The 20,094-nt window shown below is 52.7% G+C and carries 11 protein-coding genes; 5 read left to right on the top strand and 6 right to left on the bottom strand.

Translation table 11 applies throughout. The annotated features are described in order from the left end of the window. The 5 genes from T500_RS17300 to T500_RS0106960 form a co-directional block, all read left to right on the top strand. A partial coding sequence (locus tag T500_RS17300) for a hypothetical protein (protein WP_230580867.1) occupies positions 1-245 on the top strand: 245 nt, incomplete at its 5' end. A 425-nt stretch (positions 246-670) separates the two neighbouring features. Next, a complete protein-coding gene (gltB, locus tag T500_RS0106975) occupies positions 671-5,164 on the top strand; it encodes a glutamate synthase large subunit (RefSeq protein ID WP_028907515.1) in 4,494 nt (1,497 codons plus the stop codon). A 35-nt stretch (positions 5,165-5,199) separates the two neighbouring features. Further along, complete coding sequence (locus T500_RS0106970) at positions 5,200-6,579, top strand: glutamate synthase subunit beta (protein WP_028907514.1); 1,380 nt, start codon at positions 5,200-5,202, stop codon at positions 6,577-6,579. Positions 6,580-6,587: 8 nt separating this feature from the next. Beyond that, on the top strand, positions 6,588-7,391 hold the full coding sequence (gene dapF, locus T500_RS0106965) for a diaminopimelate epimerase (RefSeq protein ID WP_028907513.1): 804 nt from the start codon (positions 6,588-6,590) through the stop codon (positions 7,389-7,391). 196 nt (positions 7,392-7,587) lie between these two features. After that, entirely contained in the window at positions 7,588-9,801 is a 2,214-nt protein-coding gene (locus tag T500_RS0106960) for a glutamine synthetase III (protein ID WP_028907512.1), read from the top strand. A 264-nt stretch (positions 9,802-10,065) separates the two neighbouring features. Here T500_RS0106960 and T500_RS0106955 read toward each other — a convergent pair whose 3' ends face one another. The 6 genes from T500_RS0106955 to T500_RS0106930 are packed head-to-tail and all read right to left on the bottom strand — an operon-like array spanning position 10,066 to position 20,087. Then, complete coding sequence (locus T500_RS0106955) at positions 10,066-12,312, bottom strand: glycoside hydrolase family 3 C-terminal domain-containing protein (protein WP_028907511.1); 2,247 nt, start codon at positions 12,310-12,312, stop codon at positions 10,066-10,068. A gap of 20 nt (positions 12,313-12,332) precedes the next feature. Continuing rightward, positions 12,333-13,598 (bottom strand): glycoside hydrolase family 5 protein, encoded by a 1,266-nt coding sequence (locus T500_RS15400; protein WP_051611936.1) that lies wholly within the window; start codon positions 13,596-13,598, stop codon positions 12,333-12,335. Continuing rightward, complete coding sequence (locus T500_RS0106945) at positions 13,595-14,974, bottom strand: CotH kinase family protein (RefSeq protein ID WP_028907510.1); 1,380 nt, start codon at positions 14,972-14,974, stop codon at positions 13,595-13,597. Before T500_RS0106945 ends, T500_RS15400 begins: the two co-directional genes overlap by 4 nt. Next, positions 14,974-16,071 carry a family 16 glycosylhydrolase gene (locus tag T500_RS0106940; protein ID WP_028907509.1) on the bottom strand — a complete coding sequence of 366 codons (1,098 nt, stop codon included), beginning with the start codon at positions 16,069-16,071 and terminating at the stop codon, positions 14,974-14,976. The genes T500_RS0106945 and T500_RS0106940 overlap by 1 nt, the downstream gene beginning before the upstream one ends. Before the next feature lie 23 nt (positions 16,072-16,094). Continuing rightward, positions 16,095-18,518 carry a hypothetical protein gene (locus T500_RS16360; RefSeq protein WP_155267468.1) on the bottom strand — a complete coding sequence of 808 codons (2,424 nt, stop codon included), beginning with the start codon at positions 18,516-18,518 and terminating at the stop codon, positions 16,095-16,097. Positions 18,519-18,554: 36 nt separating this feature from the next. Next, complete coding sequence (locus tag T500_RS0106930) at positions 18,555-20,087, bottom strand: RagB/SusD family nutrient uptake outer membrane protein (RefSeq protein WP_036908703.1); 1,533 nt, start codon at positions 20,085-20,087, stop codon at positions 18,555-18,557. Positions 20,088-20,094: the final 7 nt, after the last annotated feature.

Genomic DNA, 20,094 nt, shown 5'->3' with positions numbered 1-20,094 from the left:
TAAAATTTATCGCAAGAATGAACAGAGTTTGCAGAATAATCCCTAACTTTGCAAGCGGAATGTCGAAGGACACTCTTTGGAGGCTTTGCGCCTCCAGCCGCATGGCAAACCACCGCAGTGTTTTTCATAGTTGTCAACTCTTTCAGGAAAAAGACAACCTTTTCAGTAAAGGTGTCAACGATTCCAGTAAAGAGTCAACTTATTCAGTAAAGCGACTGTCAACTATATCAGGAAAAAAGCAATAAACTGTCAACCAAAATCAGGAAAAGACATCATCCTGTTGCTACGCGCTACAGCGCTACAGTTGTTTTTCGCCCCATCGCACACAAAAAAATACTTCTATATTTATATATATTATATATTAATATAGGGACTTGCGTTGAGTGTTGGATGGCATGATTTCTAACTGTAGCACTGTAGCGCGTAGCGTGCGATTTGCCCCCATCGATAGCGCTTATAGCGTAGCCTTTCCGCGCAGTACACCGTTAAATGTTAATAAGAAAAAGAAAAATTAGTTTCAATCTGTAAGCATTTCAATGCGATTTGCTTACAGATTGTTATTTTTGGTAAAAATGTAGATAAAAACGTCAGCGTTTCGGCTTGTTTGATTGCAAAACGTCATACCTTTGCAGGCGAAATCGGACAAAATGTAAGATTAACAAAGGATAATATGACAAAAAGAAAGCAAACTCAAACCAAAAAAGGACTCTACCAGAGTGACTATGAGCATGATGCTTGCGGCGTGGGTATGGTGGTTAACATACACGGCGGAAAAAGTCATGATCTGGTTGACAATGCACTGAAGGTGCTTGAGAACATGGAACACCGTGGCGCCGAGACACGCGACAAGACCGGTGATGGTGCGGGTATCATGGTACAGATACCCCACGAGTTTATTTTGTTACAGGGTATCCCCGTGCCCGAAAAGGGTAAGTACGGCACAGGTCTGGTTTTTCTGCCAAAGGCTGAGAAGTCCCAGCAGCAGATACTGAGCGTGATGATTGAGGAGATTGAGCGCGAAGGTCTGCAGCTGATGCATCTGCGCACGGTGCCCACCAACCCCGAGGTGCTGGGTGTGGCTGCCCGCGAGGTGGAACCCGATATTAAGCAGATTTTTGTTACGGGTGTATCCGAGGATAAGGTGCCCGTGTTTGAGCGTATATTATATAAAGTTCGTAAGCGCATAGAGAACCGCATCGACGATGAGGATTTTTATCTCTGTTCGCTGTCGAGCAAGAATATTATCTACAAGGGAATGCTTACCAGCGGACAGCTGCGTCGCTACTTCCCTGATCTTTCGAACGATTACTTTACGAGCGGTCTGGCCTTGGTTCACTCGCGTTTCTCAACTAATACATTCCCAAAATGGAAGCTGGCACAGCCTTTCCGTCTGCTGGCCCACAACGGTGAGATTAACACCATTCGTGGTAACCGTGGCTGGATGAAGGCAAGAGAGAGTGTGCTGAGCAGTGAGGCGCTGGGCGACATCAAGGACCTGCGCCCGATTGTGCAGGACGGCATGAGCGACTCGGCCAGCTTGGACAACGTTTTCGAGTTCCTGATGATGAGCGGACTCTCGTTGCCACAGGCCATGGCCATCCTGGTGCCCGAGAGCTTTAACGATAAGAACCCTATTTCAGAAGATTTGAAAGCCTTCTACGAATATCACTCTATCCTGATGGAGCCGTGGGACGGTCCTGCAGCACTGCTGTTTAGCGATGGTCGCTACGCAGGCGGTATGTTGGACCGCAACGGCCTGCGCCCCAGCCGCTACACCATCACCAAGCAAGGTATGATGGTGCTAGCCTCTGAGGTTGGCGTGATGGACTTTGAGCCCGGCGACGTGGTTTCGAAGGGACGTCTGCAGCCAGGAAAGATTCTGCTGATTGACACACAGGAAGGCAAGATTTACTACGATGGCGAGATTAAGGAGAAGCTGGCCAAGGCCCATCCTTACCGCGAGTGGCTGGCCGAGAACCGCGTGCAGCTTGAGAAACTGAAGAGCGGACGTAAGGTGGACAACGGCGTGAGCGACTTGCAGCAGAAGCTGGTTACCTTCGGATTCGGTCAGGAGGATATCGACAAGACCATTATCCCTATGGCCACAGCCGGACAGGAGCCTGTAGCTGCCATGGGTAACGACACCCCGCTGGCCGTTATCTCCGACCGTCCACAGGTGCTGTTCAACTACTTCCGCCAGCAGTTCGCACAGGTTACCAACCCTGCCATCGACCCTATCCGCGAGGAACTTGTAATGAGTCTTACCGAATACATAGGTGCCGTGGGTACCAACATTCTTACCCCCGATGCATCGAACTGTAAGATGGTACGTTTGCCGCAGCCAGTTTTAACCAACACACAACTTGATATACTTTGTAACATCCGCTACAAGGGCTTCAACACCAAGAAGCTGCCTATCGTTTTCGAGATGGCAAAGGGTGAGGAAGGCTTGCGCCAGGCTCTGGACGATCTGTGCCACCAGGCCGAAGCCAGTGTAGACGAGGGTGTTAACTACATTATCCTGAGCGACCGCGACCTGGACGATACCCATGCCGCCATCCCATCGCTGCTGGCCGTTAGTGCTGTTCACCACTACCTGATTAGCGTAGGTAAGCGTGTGCAGACAGCCCTGATTGTTGAGAGCGGTGAGATTCGCGAGGTAATGCATGCAGCCCTGCTGCTGGGTTACGGAGCCAGCGCCCTGTGCCCATACATGACGTTTGCCGTGCTCGACGATCTGGTGAAGCATCACAAGATTCAGGAGGAGTACGCCACTGCCGAGAAGAACTACATCAAGGCCGTGGACAAGGGTCTGAAGAAGATTATGAGTAAGATGGGTATCAGCACCATCCGCAGCTACCGCGGTGCCAAGATCTTTGAGAGCATCGGACTGAGCGAGGATCTGCTGCGCCGCTACTTCGGTACCGAGGTGAGCACCATTGGTGGTGTGGGCCTGAAGGAGATTGCCCGCGATGCTATTGCGCTTCACGAGACTGCCAAGGAGCAGACACTGCTGCAGAACCAGGGCCAGTTTGCTTGGCGCAAGGATGGTATCAAGCATGCCTGGAACCCCGAGACGATTGCCAAGCTGCAGTTGGCTACCCGTCAGGGTAACTACGAAAAGTTCAAGCAGTGGTCGAAGCTGGTTGACGAGAAAGAGAGCCCCATCTTTATCCGCGACTTCTTCGGATTCAAGAAGGCTGCAAAGCCAACCCCAATCGACGAGGTTGAAAGCGTTGAGAGCATTGTGAAGCATTTTGTTACAGGTGCCATGAGTTTCGGTGCCCTGAGCATCGAGGCCCACGAGGCACTGGCACTGGCCATGAACAAGCTGGGCGCCCGCAGTAACACCGGTGAGGGTGGTGAGGACAACGCCCGCTACCACTCGGAGGTTGACGGTGTAAGCCTGAGCTCGAAGACCAAGCAGATTGCCAGTGGACGTTTCGGTGTAACCGCCGAGTACCTGGTGAATGCCGAGGAGATACAGATTAAGGTGGCACAAGGAGCAAAACCTGGTGAGGGCGGACAGCTGCCTGGCTTTAAGGTTAACGAGATTATCGCCAAGACGCGTAACGCCATCCCCGGTATCTCGCTCATCTCGCCTCCACCTCATCACGATATCTACAGTATCGAGGACCTGGCACAGCTTATCTTCGACCTGAAGAATATCAACCCCACAGCTGCCGTAAGCGTAAAGCTGGTGGCCGAGAGCGGTGTAGGTACCATTGCCGCTGGTGTGGCTAAGGCCAAGGCCGACCTGATTGTGATTTCGGGTGCCGAGGGTGGTACTGGTGCCAGCCCTGCATCAAGTATGCGATTTGCAGGTATCAGTCCTGAGATCGGACTGGCCGAGACCCAGCAGACACTGGTGATGAACGGCCTGCGTAACCAGGTGCGCCTGCAGACCGACGGACAGCTGAAGACTGCCAAGGACGTGATTATCATGGCGATGCTTGGTGCCGACGAGTTCTCGTTCGGAACACTGCCCCTGATTGTACTGGGCTGCGTAATGATGCGTAAGTGTAACACCAATACCTGCCCCATGGGTGTGGCTACCCAGAACCCCGAGCTGCGCAAGCACTTTGAGGGTAGAGCCGAGTACGTGGTTAACTTCTTTACCTTCCTGGCCGAGCAGGTTCGCGAATACCTGAGCGAAATCGGCGTGAAGAGTCTGAAAGAGATTATCGGACACACCGAGTTAATCGAGGTGAACACCGAGAACGCTACCGACAAGCAGAAGACCATCGACTTTGCACGCTTGCTGCACAAGCCTGCAACCGACAAGGCTCTGTACTGGGATCGCGGTGCTTACACCAAGGTTACCGGCGTGAAGGACGAGGAGATGATTAAGGCTGCACAGAAGGCCATCGAGAACCAGGAAGAGGTAACACTCGACTATGCCATCAAGAATACCGACCGCGCCGTGGGTACCATGCTGAGTGGTGTGATTGCCAAGAAGTACGGCGAGGAAGGACTGCCCGACGGAACTATCAAGATTAAGTTCAAGGGCTCGGCTGGTCAGAGTTTCGGTGCCTTTGCCGTGAAGGGACTGGATTTGCGCCTCGAGGGTGAGACCAACGACTACTTCGGTAAGGGTCTTTCAGGCGGTCGTATCTCTATTCTGCCTCCTGCCCGCAGGAGCGACGACTTCAAGGCTGAAGAAAATATTATCGCAGGTAACACCGGACTTTACGGTGCTACATCGGGCGAACTCTATATAAATGGTAAGGTAGGCGAGCGCTTCGGAGTGCGTAACTCGGGTGCCATCGCTGTGATTGAAGGTGCTGGCGACCACTGCTGCGAGTACATGACTGGCGGACGTGTGGTAGTGCTGGGTAAGACAGGCCGAAACTTTGCCGCCGGTATGAGTGGTGGTGTGGCCTATGTTTACGACCCCGATCACACATTCGACTACTTCTGCAACATGGATATGGTTGAACTCTCGCTGGTTGAGGACAGCGTAAGCCGCAAGGAACTGCTTGAGCTGATTCGCGAGCATTATCTGCACACGGGCTCGGCCCTGGCAGGACGTATGCTCGACGACTGGCACCGCTACATCGAGGACTTTATCCAGGTTGTACCTATCGAGTACAAACGCGTGCTCGAAGAAGAGAAGATGGCGCGCCTGCACGAGAAGATTGCCGACATCCAGCGCGACTATTAATCATTAATGTTTAATGTTTAATCTTTAATGAAAAAATGGGAAATCCAAAAGCATTTTTAGAGATACACCGCCAGGAGGCGGGTTACCGTCCGATTCACGATAGAATCCACGATTTTGGCGAGGTAGAGCAGACGCTCAGCACTCGCGAACGCAAACTGCAGGCCAGCCGCTGTATGGATTGCGGCGTGCCCTTCTGCCACTGGGCCTGTCCGCTGGGTAACAAGGCACCCGAGTGGAACGACGCCCTGTACAAAGGCGACTTTGAGTTGGCCTACCAGTTGCTGAATACCACCAACCCCTTCCCCGAGTTCACAGGTCGTATCTGTCCTGCGCTGTGCGAGAAGGCTTGTGTGCTGAACCGCTTTAACCACGAGCCAACCACCAACCGCGAGGATGAGTGCGCCATCACCGAGATGGCGTACCAGGAGGGCTTTATCGTGCCTAAGACCGATATCGCTCGCAACGGCAAGAAGGTGGCTGTGATTGGTGCCGGTCCTGCCGGACTGGCTGCCGCCAACGACCTGAACCACATGGGATATACCGTTACCGTGTTTGAGAAAAACGAAGCTGCAGGCGGATTGCTGCGCTACGGTATCCCTAACTTTAAACTGAACAAGGCCGTTATCGACCGTCGTATTGCCCTGCTCGAGGCCGAAGGCATCGAGTTCAAGTACGGCGCAGCCGTTAACTTGGAAAATCTGGCTGGGCTAGAGGCTCTAGCCGGGCTAGATAAGCCATTTGATGCTGTAGTAATATCTACCGGCACCCCTACTGCTAGAGATCTGAAGGCCCCTGGCCGCGAACTCAAGGGCGTACACTTTGCTCTCGACATGCTGTCGCAGCAGAACCGCGTGCTGGCAGGCATGGAGTTCAGTAAGGACGAGCGCGTAACAGCCAAAGGCAAGGACGTGCTGGTAATAGGTGGTGGTGATACAGGTAGCGACTGCATTGGTACAGCCCATCGTCAGGGTTGTAAGAGCGTTACCCAGATTGAGATTATGCCTAAGCCCGTTGAAGGTCCCGAAGACCCACAGAACCCCTGGCCAGAGTGGCCTCGCACCCTCAAGACGACCTCGAGTCATGAGGAGGGATGCACCCGCCGTTGGAACATCAACACCCTGGAGTTTCTGGGTAAGGACGGTAAGCTGACTGGCGTAAAGGTACAGGAGATAGATTGGAAACCAAATCCCGAAGGCGGTCGCCCCATCATGGTTGAGAAGGGCAAGCCCGAGATTATAAAAGCTGAACTGGTATTGTTGGCCATGGGATTCTTGAAGCCAGAGCATCCCGCTTATGGTAATAATGTGTTTGTTTGTGGCGATGCGGCCAATGGCGCCTCTCTTGTAGTGCGCGCTATGGCCAGCGGCCGCCAGACAGCCCAGAAGGTGAACGCATTCCTAAATGGAAAAATGTAATAATTAGCATGAGCAAGATACATTTCACCAAGATGCACGGCTGTGGTAACGACTACATCTACGTTGACACCACGCAGTACAATATCCCCGACCCTGAGGCGGCCTCCATCAAGTGGAGCCACCGCCACAAGGGCGTCGGTTCCGACGGACTGGTGCTCATCGGCAAGTCGACCGTGCCCGAGGCTGATTTTACCATGCGCATTTTTAATGCCGACGGTAGCGAGGCCATGATGTGCGGTAATGCCAGTCGCTGTATTGGTAAGTACCTTTACGAGCGCGGTATGACCGACCAGACCGAGATTCGCCTGCTTACCCTCTCGGGTGTAAAGGTGCTCAGTCTGCACGTAACCGGTGGTATTGTAGAGAGCGTAACCGTGGATATGGGCGAGCCTGTGCTCGAAAACGAGTCGCAGTTCCTGACATCACGTACCCCTGGTCATGGCACATTCGTATCGATGGGTAATCCCCACTATGTGATATTTACCGAAGATGTGAATCAGGTAGGCGAAGCAGGCCCCGCACTCGAATATCATCCCGCATTCCCCCAGCGTTGCAACATCGAGTTTGCCCGTGTTGAGGCTGACGGCAGCATCCGCACCCGTGTGTGGGAGCGTGGCAGTGGTATCACCCAGGCTTGCGGTACTGGCGCCTGCGCCACCGCTGTGGCCGCCGTACTTACAGGTAAGGCCGGTCGCACATCGCAGATTGCGATGGATGGCGGTACGCTTACCATTGAGTGGAGCGAGCAGGACAATCACGTGTACATGACTGGTCCCGCCGAGTTTGTGTGTGATGGCGAAATAGCTTTATAAAGGTATTAGCTAAACCCTGCATTTTGATTACAATCTGTAAGAAAATACATACACAGAACTTACAATTTGTAATTTTGGAGTAAAAACAAGATAAAAAGTGTCGATAAAATAGGTAATTTACTTTCAATTTGTAGTACCTTTGCATCGAAATCATAGCAAAGTGTAAGCAAATTGTATAACAACATAAACAGTAATTATGGAAGCATTAAGATTTCAGGTTGTCGGCGAGGCTTTTAAGAAGAAGCCACTCGACGTAAAAGCACCAAGTGAGAGACCTTGCGAATATTTTGGCAAGAAGGTCTTTAATCGTGAGAAAATGTACAAGTACCTGCCAAAGGACGTGTACGAGAAAATGGTCGACGTAATTGATAATGGCGCACGTTTGGATCGTACTGTTGCCGACGCTGTAGCTGCTGGTATCAAGCAGTGGGCTACCGAGAATGGCGTAACTCACTATACTCACTGGTTCCAGCCCCTGACCGAAGGTACTGCCGAGAAGCACGACTCGTTTATCGAGCACGATGGTAAGGGCGGTATGGTTGAAGAGTTCAGCGGAAAGCTGCTCGTTCAGCAGGAGCCTGATGCTTCTTCATTCCCCTCTGGTGGCATCCGTTCTACATTCGAGGCACGTGGTTATTCTGCATGGGATCCCACATCTCCAGTATTTATTATAGACGATACGCTTTGTATCCCCACAGTATTTATCAGTTATAGCGGTGAGGCCCTTGACTATAAGGCTCCTCTGCTGCGCGCTCTTCATGCAGTCAACGTGGCTGCTACTGATGTTTGCCATTACTTTGATCCCGCTGTTAAGAAAGTAACCTCAAACCTCGGATGGGAACAGGAGTACTTCCTGGTAGATGAGGGACTGTATGCTGCGCGCCCCGACCTGCTGCTTACCGGTCGTACCCTGATGGGACACGACTCTGCTAAGAACCAGCAGATGGACGACCACTACTTCGGTTCAATCCCCGAGCGTGTGGCTGCCTTTATGCGCGACCTTGAGATTCAGGCTCTGGAACTCGGCGTTCCTTGCAAGACCCGTCATAACGAGGTAGCACCTAACCAGTTTGAGCTGGCACCAATCTTTGAAGAAACTAACCTGGCTGTTGACCACAATATGCTGCTGATGTCGGTTATGAAGCGTGTTGCCCGTAAGCACGGTTTCCGCGTGCTGCTGCACGAAAAACCATTCGCTGGCATCAACGGTTCGGGTAAGCACAACAACTGGAGCTTGAGCACCGACAACGGCGTTCTGCTGCACGCTCCTGGCAAGACTCCCGAGGCCAACCTGCGCTTTGCTACCTTTATTGTTGAGACCCTGATGGGTGTTTACAAGCACAACGGCCTGCTCAAGGCCAGCATCATGAGTGCTACCAACGCTCACCGTCTGGGCGCTAACGAGGCTCCCCCAGCTATCGTATCTTCGTTCCTCGGTAAGCAGGTTTCTGAGCTGCTCGACCACATCGAGAGTGCCGATAAGGACTTCCTCGCTATGGCTGGCAAGCAGGGTATGAAGATGGATATCCCCGAGATTCCTGAGCTGCTCATCGATAACACCGACCGTAACCGTACATCACCATTCGCCTTTACCGGTAACCGCTTTGAGTTCCGTGCCGTAGGTAGTGAGGCTAACTGCGCCAGCGCCATGATTGCCCTGAACAGTGCCGTAGCCGAGGCTCTGGTTGACTTTAAGAAGCGTGTTGATGCTCGCATTCCTGAGTTCGAGAAGAAGCTGGCCGGTACTGAGCACAGCGCTAAGTTCCACGCTATCATCGACGTGCTCCGCGAGGATATCAAGACCTGTAAGCCTATCCGTTTCGACGGCAACGGCTACTCAGACGAGTGGGTGATCGAGGCCGAGAAGCGCGGTCTGGACGTTGAGAAGAGCTGTCCAAAGATCTTTGAGCGTTACCTCGACGACGCCAGCGTTAAGATGTTCGAGAGCCTGGGTGTAATGACCAAGAAGGAGCTTGAGGCACGTAACGAGGTGAAGTGGGAGACCTACACCAAGAAGATTCAGATTGAGGCTCGCGTACTGGGCGACCTGAGCATGAACCACATCATTCCTGTGGCTACCAGCTATCAGAGCCAGCTGCTGAAGAATGTAGAGAATATGGTGGCTGTATTCCCCGTTGACAAGGCCGAGAAACTGAATGCCCGTAACCTGAAGATTATCGAGGAGATTGCCGAGCGCACATCTGCCATCGAGAAGGGTGTTGAGGAGTTGGTTAACGCTCGCAAGCTGGCCAACAAGATCGAGGACGAGCATGAGAAGGCTATCGCTTATCATGATAAGGTAGAGCCCAAACTCGATGAGATCCGTTATCAGATCGATAAGCTCGAACTGATTGTCGACGATGCTCTGTGGCCACTGCCTAAGTACAGAGAACTGCTGTTCATCCGATAATCGATAAATCAAACAATTCTTTTTTTGGTTGTTTGAAAATCGCAAATTGCGATTTATTGAAGTTTGCGTGGGGGATTTGATACTGTGAGAGTATTGGATCCCTCTTTTATTTGATAATTTTGTGTTAGTTAATTAGCAAAGGAGCCAGCATTGCTGCCGGCTCCTTTTTGTGTTAATCCTGGTAAAACAATCATTTTGGAACTACTAATTACTAACTAATATCAACTATATGTGTACCTAAATATTTAAAAATAACGCATGAATCTATTTCAGTTTGAATGTGTACTTGGTTGGGAGCTTGTCGGAGGCTGTACCAATCAGGGCCTCGTAAGTGCCTGGCTCGGCGCACCAGCCGTTGGCAGTCTCGTCGTAATAGCTTACGGCATCGGCACCGATGGTAAGTGTTACGTTGCGGGTTTCGCCTGGCTGCAGATACACCTTCTGGAAGGCCTTGAGCTCCTTGACAGGGCGATCAACCTTGCTCTGCTTGGCGGCAATGTACAGCTGCACCGTTTCGCTACCAGCCACCTTGCCGGTATTGGTTACGGGTATGACGAGGGAAATTTTTCCCTCGGCTGTAAGCTCCTGGGTATCGGCGGTAGCCTTACCAACCTTGAAGGTGGTGTAGCTCAAGCCGTGACCGAATGCGAAGAGGGGCTTCAATCCCTTGCGGTCGGTATAACGGTAACCCACGTAGATGCCCTCTTTGTACTCCTCGTCGATAATCTTATAATCCTCGCGCCAGTTGCCGGGGTAGCTGCCTGTGGCATGAGCGCCGCACTGACCGAGCGATGCGTACCAGGTGAATGGCAGCTTGCCCGATGGGTTTACGTCGCCAGCCAGTACCGAGGCGATGGCCTCGCCAGCCTCGGAACCGATAAACCAGGCCTGCACTACAGCGGGTACCTTGTTAATCCAGGGTAGGGCAGCACCGTTACCCGAGATGTTTACATATACCAAGCGTGGGTTTACCTTCAGGATGGCCTCGATCACCTCGTTCTGGGCGTAAGGCAGGTCGTAACTCTTGCGGTCGTGACCCTCGCAATCCTGATGGTCGCTCTTGTTCAGTCCGCCAATAAAAATCACAGCATCGGCCTGCTTGGCCTTCTCAACAGCCTCGGCAGTCAACTCGGTCTGGCTGCGCGTTTCGTACAGCGAGCGACCTACGGTTACGCCGTTGTAGCTCTGAACGGTATCGCCCACGTAGCCACGGGCGTAATCCACCTCGGCATCAGCAAAGCGGGCCTTGATGCCATCCAGCGGCAGAATCTCCTTCTGGGCCTTGAGCGACGAAGAACCACCGCCCACGGTCATCATCTTGATGGCATTCTCGCCTACAACGAGGATGCGCTTCATCTTCTGCAGGTTGAGCGGCAAAAGGGGTTCATTTTTTAATTCTTTAATTTTATCATTTTTCAGCAGCACAATACCCTCCTGTGCAATCTTAAGCGCAGCGGCATAGTGACTCTCGGAGCACAGGAATCCGTAGGGCTTGTGGCGGTTCATCGTGGTGCGATAGAACAGGCGCAGCACGCGGCGAACCTTCTCGTCGAGCTCCTTGGTGGTATATTTGCCCTCCTTAATCAGTTTCTTGTAAGGCAGGGCCATGTAGTAGTTATCGTAAGCGTTGGTGGCACCCATCGTCAAGCCGTCAGTCCACGAACCAAACTCCAGATCCAGGCCGTTCTTGATAGCCTCCTCGGTATCGTGGCAGCCGCCCCAGTCGCTAATCACCACACCATCAAAGCCCCAGTCCTTCTTCAGAATCTTGTTCAGCATGGTGGCGTTGTGACAGTTGTGCTGGTTCTGGTACAGGTTGTAGGCACCCATAATGCTCCAGGCGCCACCCTCCTGCACAGCAGCCTTGAAGGCAGGCAGATAGATCTCGTGCAGCGCACGGTCGCTCACAATCACGTTTACCTGATGGCGGTACTCCTCATCGTTGTTCAGGGCATAGTGCTTGACACACGCAGCCACACCCTTCGACTGCAAGCCCTGCACGTAAGGCACTACCATACGCGAGGCCAGCCAGGGGTCTTCGCCCATATACTCGAAATTACGACCACCCAGTGGGGTGCGATAGATGTTCACGCCAGGGCCCAGCATCACGTTCTTGTTGCGATACAGTGCCTCCTCGCCCAGACTCTCGCCGTACAATCGGGCCAGCTGTGGGTTCCAAGTTGCAGCCAGGCAGGTGAGGGCAGGGAAGGCCACGCACGAGTCGTTGGTCTGACCGGCCTGTTCCCACTCGTCCCACAGTACATCGGGACGCACACCGTGAGGACCGTCGTCGGTCCACAGGTCGGGGAATCCCAGACGTTTTACACCAGGGCTTGAAAACTTTGACTGCGCGTGAATCACGGCAATCTTCTCCTCGAGTGTCATTCGACTGAGTGCGTCGTCGATGCGCTGCTCGATGGGTTTACTTTCGTCGAGATACACAGGTGTGCTTTGAGCCTGTGCCGCTGCAGTAGCGCCAATCAGTAGTGCTGACATGATAAATTTCTTCATTCTATAATTAGTTTTATTGTTCATTTTCTCACCTTCTCACCTTTTTGTTTTTTCAATTTCACCATCCCCATGCTTTGGATATACTCCGCCTGTGGTTTGCAGTTCTCGATGCGACAGTTCTCGGCAAACTGCTTGAGCAGCTGGCGGAACTGAGCCTGATTGGGGCGTGCCTCGCGCCATTCTTGATAGGTGTTGCGTGATGTCTCGGCATATTTCACCACGATGCTATCCCAACCCTCGGGGCGCTTGATGCCCATCATGCACGACTCATCTACCTTTTTATAAGGCCAGAAGGTGTAACCGATGTTGTTCTCCTTCAGCACCTTCACAAAGTCGCGCTGCCACTCCATGGTGTTGTGACCGAACTCGCCCATATACATCGGACGGTTGATGGAGTCGCGGAAATTGATGTAGTGGGTGATGGCCTCTTTGGTGGCAGGACCGCCGTAACGGTGGCAGGTGTACATCAGCTTATCGTCGTAGGTGCTGTCGTTCAGCATCCAGAAAAAGCTGTTCCAGTGGGCACCGCCCAGCAGGATGATGTGGTTTTTATCTACCTGTCGGATGCCCTCTACCGCCTTTTTATATACCGGCTGCAACAATTGGTAGAGCGAGTCCTTGTTGGCAAAATAGTGAGCGATGGGCTCGTTCATCAGTTCGTAGCCCAGAATGGTGGTCTCGCTGCGATAGCGATAGGCTATCTCGCGCCAGATATTGCAGAACTGCTGTTGGCACTTCTCACTTTCGAACAACCAGGGATAACCGTGTCCGTCGTCGATGTTATCGCCCGTCTGTCCGCCTGGACAGTCGTGCATATCCAGAATCAGATACAGGTTGTTGGCCTTGCACCAGGTGATGACCGAGTCGATGCGTGCGTAGCCATCCTTCTTGCCTGTCTGTCCCATGTAATCCTCGTCGCAGAACAGCTTGTAGTTGAAAGGTAGACGAATGGTGTTGGCACCCTGATTGGCAATGAAGTCGATATCCTTACGTGTCACGTAGTTATCCTTGAACTGCTGCCAGAACTCGGCAGTGGCGTCGGGACCCACGGCCTCCTTCATCATCAGGTCGATCATCCACGCCGAGTTGGTACGTCCGAAACCAAACATGTAACCCTCGGGGTTCAACCAGTTGCCCAGGTTGGTGCCCTGAATCAGGAGTTTCTCACCGTTGGGCTTGATGAGGTCGTGGCCGTTGATGGTGACGAACCCATTGGCATTGTTCTGCTTGCCCACGTTGCAGGCCATCAGCAAGAGCGCAAAGAGATAAACGAATGCTTTCTTCATTGTTTTGCTATTTTTTGTCTGTTCTGGATATATATTCCTTTGTTGTTAATCTTGTTGATACGGCGGCCTTGCAAGTCGTAGATGGCGCCGTCGGGGCGCTCGTTGCTTGTTTTGGTGGCGCCGATACCGCTGGTGGCCAGCTTCTGTGCAAAGGCCTCCTGCAGGTAGGGTATGTGGGTGTTGATAAACGCCTTCAGGTCGTTGATGTAGCCATCGTAGGTGTTGTGATAGCTGTGCTTCTCCCAGCTGTACACCTGCTGGTTGATGGGCCACACCTTGAAGTTCTGTGCCTGGGGTTGCCAGATGGCACCACGCAAACTGTCGATAGATGCTATCAGGTGCTGCTGCAGTCCGGCTTCTACCAGTGCGTTCAGGCGGTCGTTGCATGCCTGTGCAAACCAAGGGTCCTGCCACAGGCGCTGCAGTATCTTCTCGAACGGGCGGTTCCACAAGCCTAAGTAGGCCTCCATCTGTCGCAGCAGACTCTTTTCCGAGCTATTGTCGTAGCCCAGGTCAAGGTCCCACAGCGGTCCGAAGTGCATCTTCTGTTCGTCGGCCTCCTTGTACATGTAGATGCTGTAAAGTGCATCGATGTTGCCCGTGAGCTCAGCGCCTACGTACCAGTTAATAAAATCGGTCTCATCGATATAGGCGCGATAACCTTTCTCGGGGTCGCGGTAGTCATCGCTGGCCACTGCTTTCTCGAATGCCTCCAGCCACTGTCCGATGGCGATGCGCTTATCCATGGTGAGCAGCTCGTCATCAGGATTCTTGATGTTGTACATGATGCCGTAGCGGGTGGATGTGATGTAGGGCTCCTCGCGCGAGTTCTCGTTGGCCACCTCCAGCAGCCAACCGTTGTCCTCATCTACCTCAACGCGCTTTTTGTGCACCTGCACCTGGTCGCTAATCTGGTAGGTTCCGCGGTATATGCCATTAAGATAAAGATCGATGAACTTGGCAGCGGGGCAGAACTTCATGCCGATGAAACGTCCGAGTTGATAAGTCAGGGCATTGCGAATCATGGTCTTGTCGCCGTGATTGGCCAGCAAGGTCCAACTTTTGGCTTTCGCAAAGTCCTCACCTAACAGTGTTTGCTTTGTGTCGAACTTAACTCGGTAGGGTTTCTTGTCAGAGTTCCACCACGATGAGTTGCCTCGTCCTCTTATCTGTGTGTTCTCGAGTCGGAGCGTGTTGTCGCCATCCACCATCGTAAAGGTACACATGATGTACTCTTCCTTACTGGTGATGTTCTGACCGTTCTCCGTCTCGATATACACCGTTGGTACATCGGTTAACTGTTGATATTGCTGGGCCAGCGCAGGACTGGCCGCAGCAATAAACAACAAAGTTGAGAGTATTATTTTCAAGTTCATTATTTCTTCTGGAATACACGCACGTAATCTACTTCCATGGTGGCTGGCAATGCACTCTCGTCAACGCCTTGAGCGCCACCCCAATCGCCACCCCAAGCCAGGTTGAGGATCACGTAGAACGGATCATCGTAGGGCCAGTCGTCGCGACCCAGTCCACGGTTGTCGTAGCTCAGCTGAACCTTACCATCCACATAGGTGGTGATGTTCTTGGCTGTCCACAGGATAGCGTAGGTGTGGAATTCGCCTTCGGCACCATCGCATTTCATCTCGTGGGTCACCTGGGTGTTGTTAGAGTGTACGTGTGCATTGGCATGCAGACTTGATGATACGTAGTTGGGGTGATAGCCCACCTCTTCCATGATATCAATCTCGCCATCAGCAGGCCACGACTTGAAGTTCACTGGCATCATCCAGAAGGCAGGCCATGTGCCCTTGCCCTTTGGCAGTTTGATGCTGGCCTCGATATAGCCGTAGGTCCAGCCCTCTTTTACCTTGGCATACACACGACCAGAGTAGATCTTGCCGTTCTCTTTGCGTGCGGTGATGCGCAGGGTGCCGTTCTTAACCTCGGTCACCAACTGGCCCTCTGGCGTTTTTTGGTTCACATAGTTCTGCAGTTCGTGGTTCACCCAGCCAGAGTTTTTCACCTCGTGGGTCCAGTCGTCGGCATTCAGCTGATTGCTGGTGCCTTCGAACTCGTCTTGCCAAACCAGTGTGTAGCCATCGGGGGCGTTGTAGGCAGGCTTTGCAGCAGCGGCCTGAGTCACTGTGATGTTCTTACGGGCAGTACCCGACATAATGATGACGTTACCTGTACGCTCCGTGGTATTAGGGTTCTCGTCGATGGTCACAGCCACCGCATTGTTTGCATACTGAGCCGTGGCCTTCACGAAGTCGCCATCGGCATAAACACCCCACTCTTTTCCAGTGGTGGTAACGTTAATTGTGTAGCTGCCTCCTTCGGCAGGTGCATTGATGCTCTCCTGCGATACGGTGATCGTTGGAGCAGCGGGCTGTGGGTCATCGCTACCCCCACCGCAGCCAGTAAAGACTGCGGTGAGCGCGAGCAATAGAGTGTTAAACATGTAACGTTTCATTAATTATTCAATTTTTTTATTTGTTATGCCTCCTTAAAGACAATCTTACTAATCTTCACCTTTGTACCAGGTGTTGATCCTCCGAAGTCGAAGAACAGGCGGATTGCCGATGCGTCGGCACCATCCTTCAATGTAGCATTCTTCAGTGTGAATGTGTATGGCTCGTCGGCTTTGATGTCGTGACGACCCTCGCAGAAGAAGTTGCTATCGCCGCTGTCGGTGAGCTTGATAGTTACTCCTGGGCAGTCGGCATCAGCTGTTACTACCACCTGGAAGTGATACTCCTTGTTGGCCTTGGCTGTCAGGTCGGTGTCGATATGGAACTGACCCTGCCACTGGCTGCCACCCATTCCTTCTGGGAGAGTGAGCTCAACAGTGTCGCCGTTGCGAGTAGCTACAGGCTGGTTGGCCAGCTCTGTCCAAGCGTCGTTGGCGAACCAGTAGGCGAATGTGCTCTTTACTGAACCATCGTCAACACCCTTCCACAGGTTGCTGGCATCGTCGTAGTTCAGAACTACAGCTTCTTCGAGATAAATCTTGCTGATCTTCACATGAGTGCCAGCAGGTGTACCACCAAAGTCGAAGAACATGCGCAGCTGGTCGGCATCAGCGCCATCCTTCAGTGTCAGGCCCTCGCGCTTCACGATGAGTGGCTCGTCGGCCTTAACAGGGATACGCTCCTCGAGCAGGAAGTTGCTGTCGCCACCATCGGTGAGCTTGAAGGTAACACCAGCGCAGTCGTTGTCGGCCTCTAATACACAGTAGAAATTATAGGCCTTTGATGCACTTGCAGTAAGCTTGGTGTCGATATGGAACTGGCCCTGCCACTGGCTGCCACCGATACCATCAGGCATGGTGAGCTCGTAAGTGTCGCCGCTGTGTGTACATTCTGGGCTTGTAATCTGTGTCCAGCTGTCATCAGCAAACCAGTAAGCGAACTCGCTGGCTACTGTACCATCGTCAACAGCCTTCCAAAGGTTGGCGCCGCTCTCATAGTTCCAATCCATCACAGGCTTCTCGCCCTCTTCGCCACCACCTGAAACGATGGTACCATCGTCGTTAGCGTGATCCTTGATAACCACGTTGCTTACGTTGATCTTGGTAGCACCGGTAGCATGACCGAAGTCGAATACCAACTTCACCTTAGAAAGGTCCTTACCTGCTATGTCGCTCTGCCAGAATACGATGTCCTGACCAGCCTTGAGGTTCACGTCGGCTACGTCGATGATAGCATCGGCATCTGCCTCGTCGGTGAGCTTAACAGTCACACCGTCGATATCCTTATCAGCATTGAAGATAACAGAGAAGTCGTAGTTGGTTCCAGCCTTCAGATTCAGGTCGGTGTGGAGGTGGAACTGAGCCTGCCAGCGGTCTGAGCAAGCATCGGGAACTGTCACGGTGTAGTCGTTGTTTCCACCAGTGTAGCCAGCTTCCATCTCGCCAGTGCGCTCTGTGCCCCAACCTGGGTTGAAGTAGAATGTGGCGTTAGGAGTGATGCCCTTCCAGAGGTTGAAGTCGCTGTTGGCATCGAATCCCTGCTCCTCAACGAGGCGCTCATCAGGAGCGCTTGTCAGGATGTAGCGCCATGCAATACCGCGATCAGGAGCGTCGTAAACCAGCACAAGCTTGGTGGCTGTGAGGGTCTCGATACGGAACTTAGGATTCTCGTACTGAGCGTCGCTCGAGATGTAGGGGAATGCGGTGTTGTCGGCCAGCTGGATGTAGGTCTGCTTGGTCACGTTGCCCTCGGCATCCTCCCAGTCGTAGATCTCGAAGCTCCAGCTTGATGTCTGGTTGCCCACAGCTACATCTACGTCGGCATTGTCGTTCTGGGTGTTCCATTTGGTTACGCCCTTATTCACATAGGTGTTACCGTCGGCACCAGCATTGTAGGTATAGCTACCGCCCTTGCGTGTGGTGGCTGTAAAGGTGATGCGGTCGTCGTAAACACCAAAGTCCTTCTTATCGTTGGGAGCAGCACTCCACCATTCGGTGGCAGCTGTTCCGGCAGGGCCGCAGCCCAGGTGTCCCTGCTCCTTGTTAGCTATACGCCACTCCTTGTCGCAGATACGACGGAAATCGGCAGAGTAGTCAATCTTAGTCTCGTTGAAAGTGAATGTCTTGCTGATGACACCCTGACTGAAACCATTGCGGTTGCCCAATTTCATGTCGATAGTATAGGTGCCGGCCTCAGGATTCTGGAATCCCACCTCCTGCAGTGTAGAGTAGGTGTTGCCGTTGATAATCCAGATGGGGTATGTGCCTGGCTGTGGGGTGTAGTTGGCAATCATCTGGTTGGTTTCCTGGTCAACGTTGATGCTGAAATCAACACCGCTTACCGAGGGAATGCCGTTGGGGTCAGCGCCGTCGAAGCTGTCGGGCGAGCAGGCGGTCATCAACGTGCCTGCTACCAGCGCTCCCATTGTATATTTAAACAGATTCTTCATAATCTTATATTTTTTACATTTTTGCATTTTTACATTTTAGTAGTTGTTCTGCACCAGTGTTGGGTCAGCATCGAGCTCGCTCTGAGAGAGAGGAATGTGCTTCTTGCTTGGTGTCCAGGTGTTGGTGCGATAGCCGTAGGCATCGGGCACGAGCTTCAGGCTGGCCTTCTCGGTGGCACCGCTGATGCCCTCGGCACGAACCAGGTCGAAGTAGCGCTTACCCTCACCGCAGAACTCCAGGTGACGCTCGTTCAGGATGTCGTCGATGGTCACATTGCTCAGTGCAGCCAGTCCGGCACGCTCACGAACCTCGTTTACATAACCTGTAGCCTCGGCAGCGCTTCCGCCAGTCTGCAACAGCAGCTCAGCTGCGTTCAGCAGGGTCTCGGCATAGCGATAGATACGCTTGTTATTGTTGTAGTTCAGGTTCTTTGATGTTGGGCAGTCCTGATTGTTGGCACTCTGTGGACGATACTTACCGTGCCAGATGTGAGTGTCCTGATAACGCTCGGTGTATGTGTAGCCACGAACATCCCAGCAGGTCACGTCGCGACGCTTGTCGTTTTCAGCATACATGTTGTAAGCCTCGAGTCGCATAGGCAGGAAGCCCCAACCATCGTTACCGCCGTCCCAGCCTTCGCCACCGGCCCAACCGTTAGGTGAGCAGAGTGTGGGGAACACAGTACCACCAGCGGACATTGAGGTGCCCCAGTCGCGCTGTGCGTTGTCGTCGTCGTAGGTGATCTCGAAGATGCTCTCAGCGCACATCTCACCGCTCTCATCAAACAGATCCTTGAAGTCGGGGTTCAGCTTATAGTTGCTGTCGCCGATAATCTGCTTCATGTAGCTCAGAGCAGTAGGATAGCGTGCAGAGTCGTTCTGATACATCACCATCTCGGCGTAGAGCATGTAGGCCATAGCCTGGCTTACGCGACCCTCGTTAGAGGCATCCCAGCGCATGGGCAGTACATTTGAGGCAATGATATCCTCGAGCTCAGGCAGCAGCTGGTTGTAAATCTCGTCGGCTGTCATCTGAGGGGCAGTGTAAGGCTCGCTCAGGTTCTCAAGATAGAAAGGAACGTTGCCGTAGTAGTGCCACAGAATATTATAATAGTACACGCGGAGCAGACGAGCCTGCATCTCATAGCTCTTGCGGTTGGCCTCGCTGCCGCCACCCCATGAGCAGTACTTGATCACGTCGTTGCAACGCTTGATACCACTGTAGAAGTCGCCCCAAAGGGTACCCAGGGTGTTGTTGCCGTCGCCCTCAAAGTTGAAGAGCTTGTGCCAGTGCTGGTTGTCGCTGATGCTCGAACCACCTACCCAGAAGTCGTCGCCCATAATCTCGGCGTCGCAAGTCAGGTCGTTATAGGCTGTTCCGTCCCAGTCGGGCCAGTGCAGTGGGGCATAGGCCGAAGTGCAGGCCTCGCTCAGATGGGCATCGGTCATGTAATATTCTTCCAGAGGCTCACCAGTGGGGTTCTCTACCTCCAGGAAACTGTCGTTACAAGCAGTCAGCGATACGGCTACTACTCCAGCGAACAGTGTTTTATATATCTTCGTATTCATAATTATT

The organism is Xylanibacter ruminicola Ga6B6 (assembly GCF_000687715.1).
Lineage (GTDB): Bacteria > Bacteroidota > Bacteroidia > Bacteroidales > Bacteroidaceae > Prevotella > Prevotella ruminicola_B.
The sequence above is the reverse complement of the archived record's forward strand: the minus strand, read 5'-3'. Positions and strand labels throughout refer to the sequence as shown.

Excerpts from the sequence above, each read along its gene's own strand:
- gltB (WP_028907515.1), top strand. The coding sequence starts at position 671 with ATGACAAAAAGAAAGCAAACTCAAACCAAAAAAGGACTCTACCAGAGT.
- T500_RS0106970 (WP_028907514.1), top strand. The coding sequence starts at position 5,200 with ATGGGAAATCCAAAAGCATTTTTAGAGATACACCGCCAGGAGGCGGGT.
- dapF (WP_028907513.1), top strand. The coding sequence starts at position 6,588 with ATGAGCAAGATACATTTCACCAAGATGCACGGCTGTGGTAACGACTAC.
- T500_RS0106960 (WP_028907512.1), top strand. The coding sequence starts at position 7,588 with ATGGAAGCATTAAGATTTCAGGTTGTCGGCGAGGCTTTTAAGAAGAAG.
- T500_RS0106955 (WP_028907511.1), bottom strand. The coding sequence starts at position 12,312 with ATGAAGAAATTTATCATGTCAGCACTACTGATTGGCGCTACTGCAGCG.
- T500_RS15400 (WP_051611936.1), bottom strand. The coding sequence starts at position 13,598 with ATGAAGAAAGCATTCGTTTATCTCTTTGCGCTCTTGCTGATGGCCTGC.
- T500_RS0106945 (WP_028907510.1), bottom strand. The coding sequence starts at position 14,974 with ATGAACTTGAAAATAATACTCTCAACTTTGTTGTTTATTGCTGCGGCC.
- T500_RS0106940 (WP_028907509.1), bottom strand. The coding sequence starts at position 16,071 with ATGAAACGTTACATGTTTAACACTCTATTGCTCGCGCTCACCGCAGTC.
- T500_RS16360 (WP_155267468.1), bottom strand. The coding sequence starts at position 18,518 with ATGAAGAATCTGTTTAAATATACAATGGGAGCGCTGGTAGCAGGCACG.
- T500_RS0106930 (WP_036908703.1), bottom strand. The coding sequence starts at position 20,087 with ATGAATACGAAGATATATAAAACACTGTTCGCTGGAGTAGTAGCCGTA.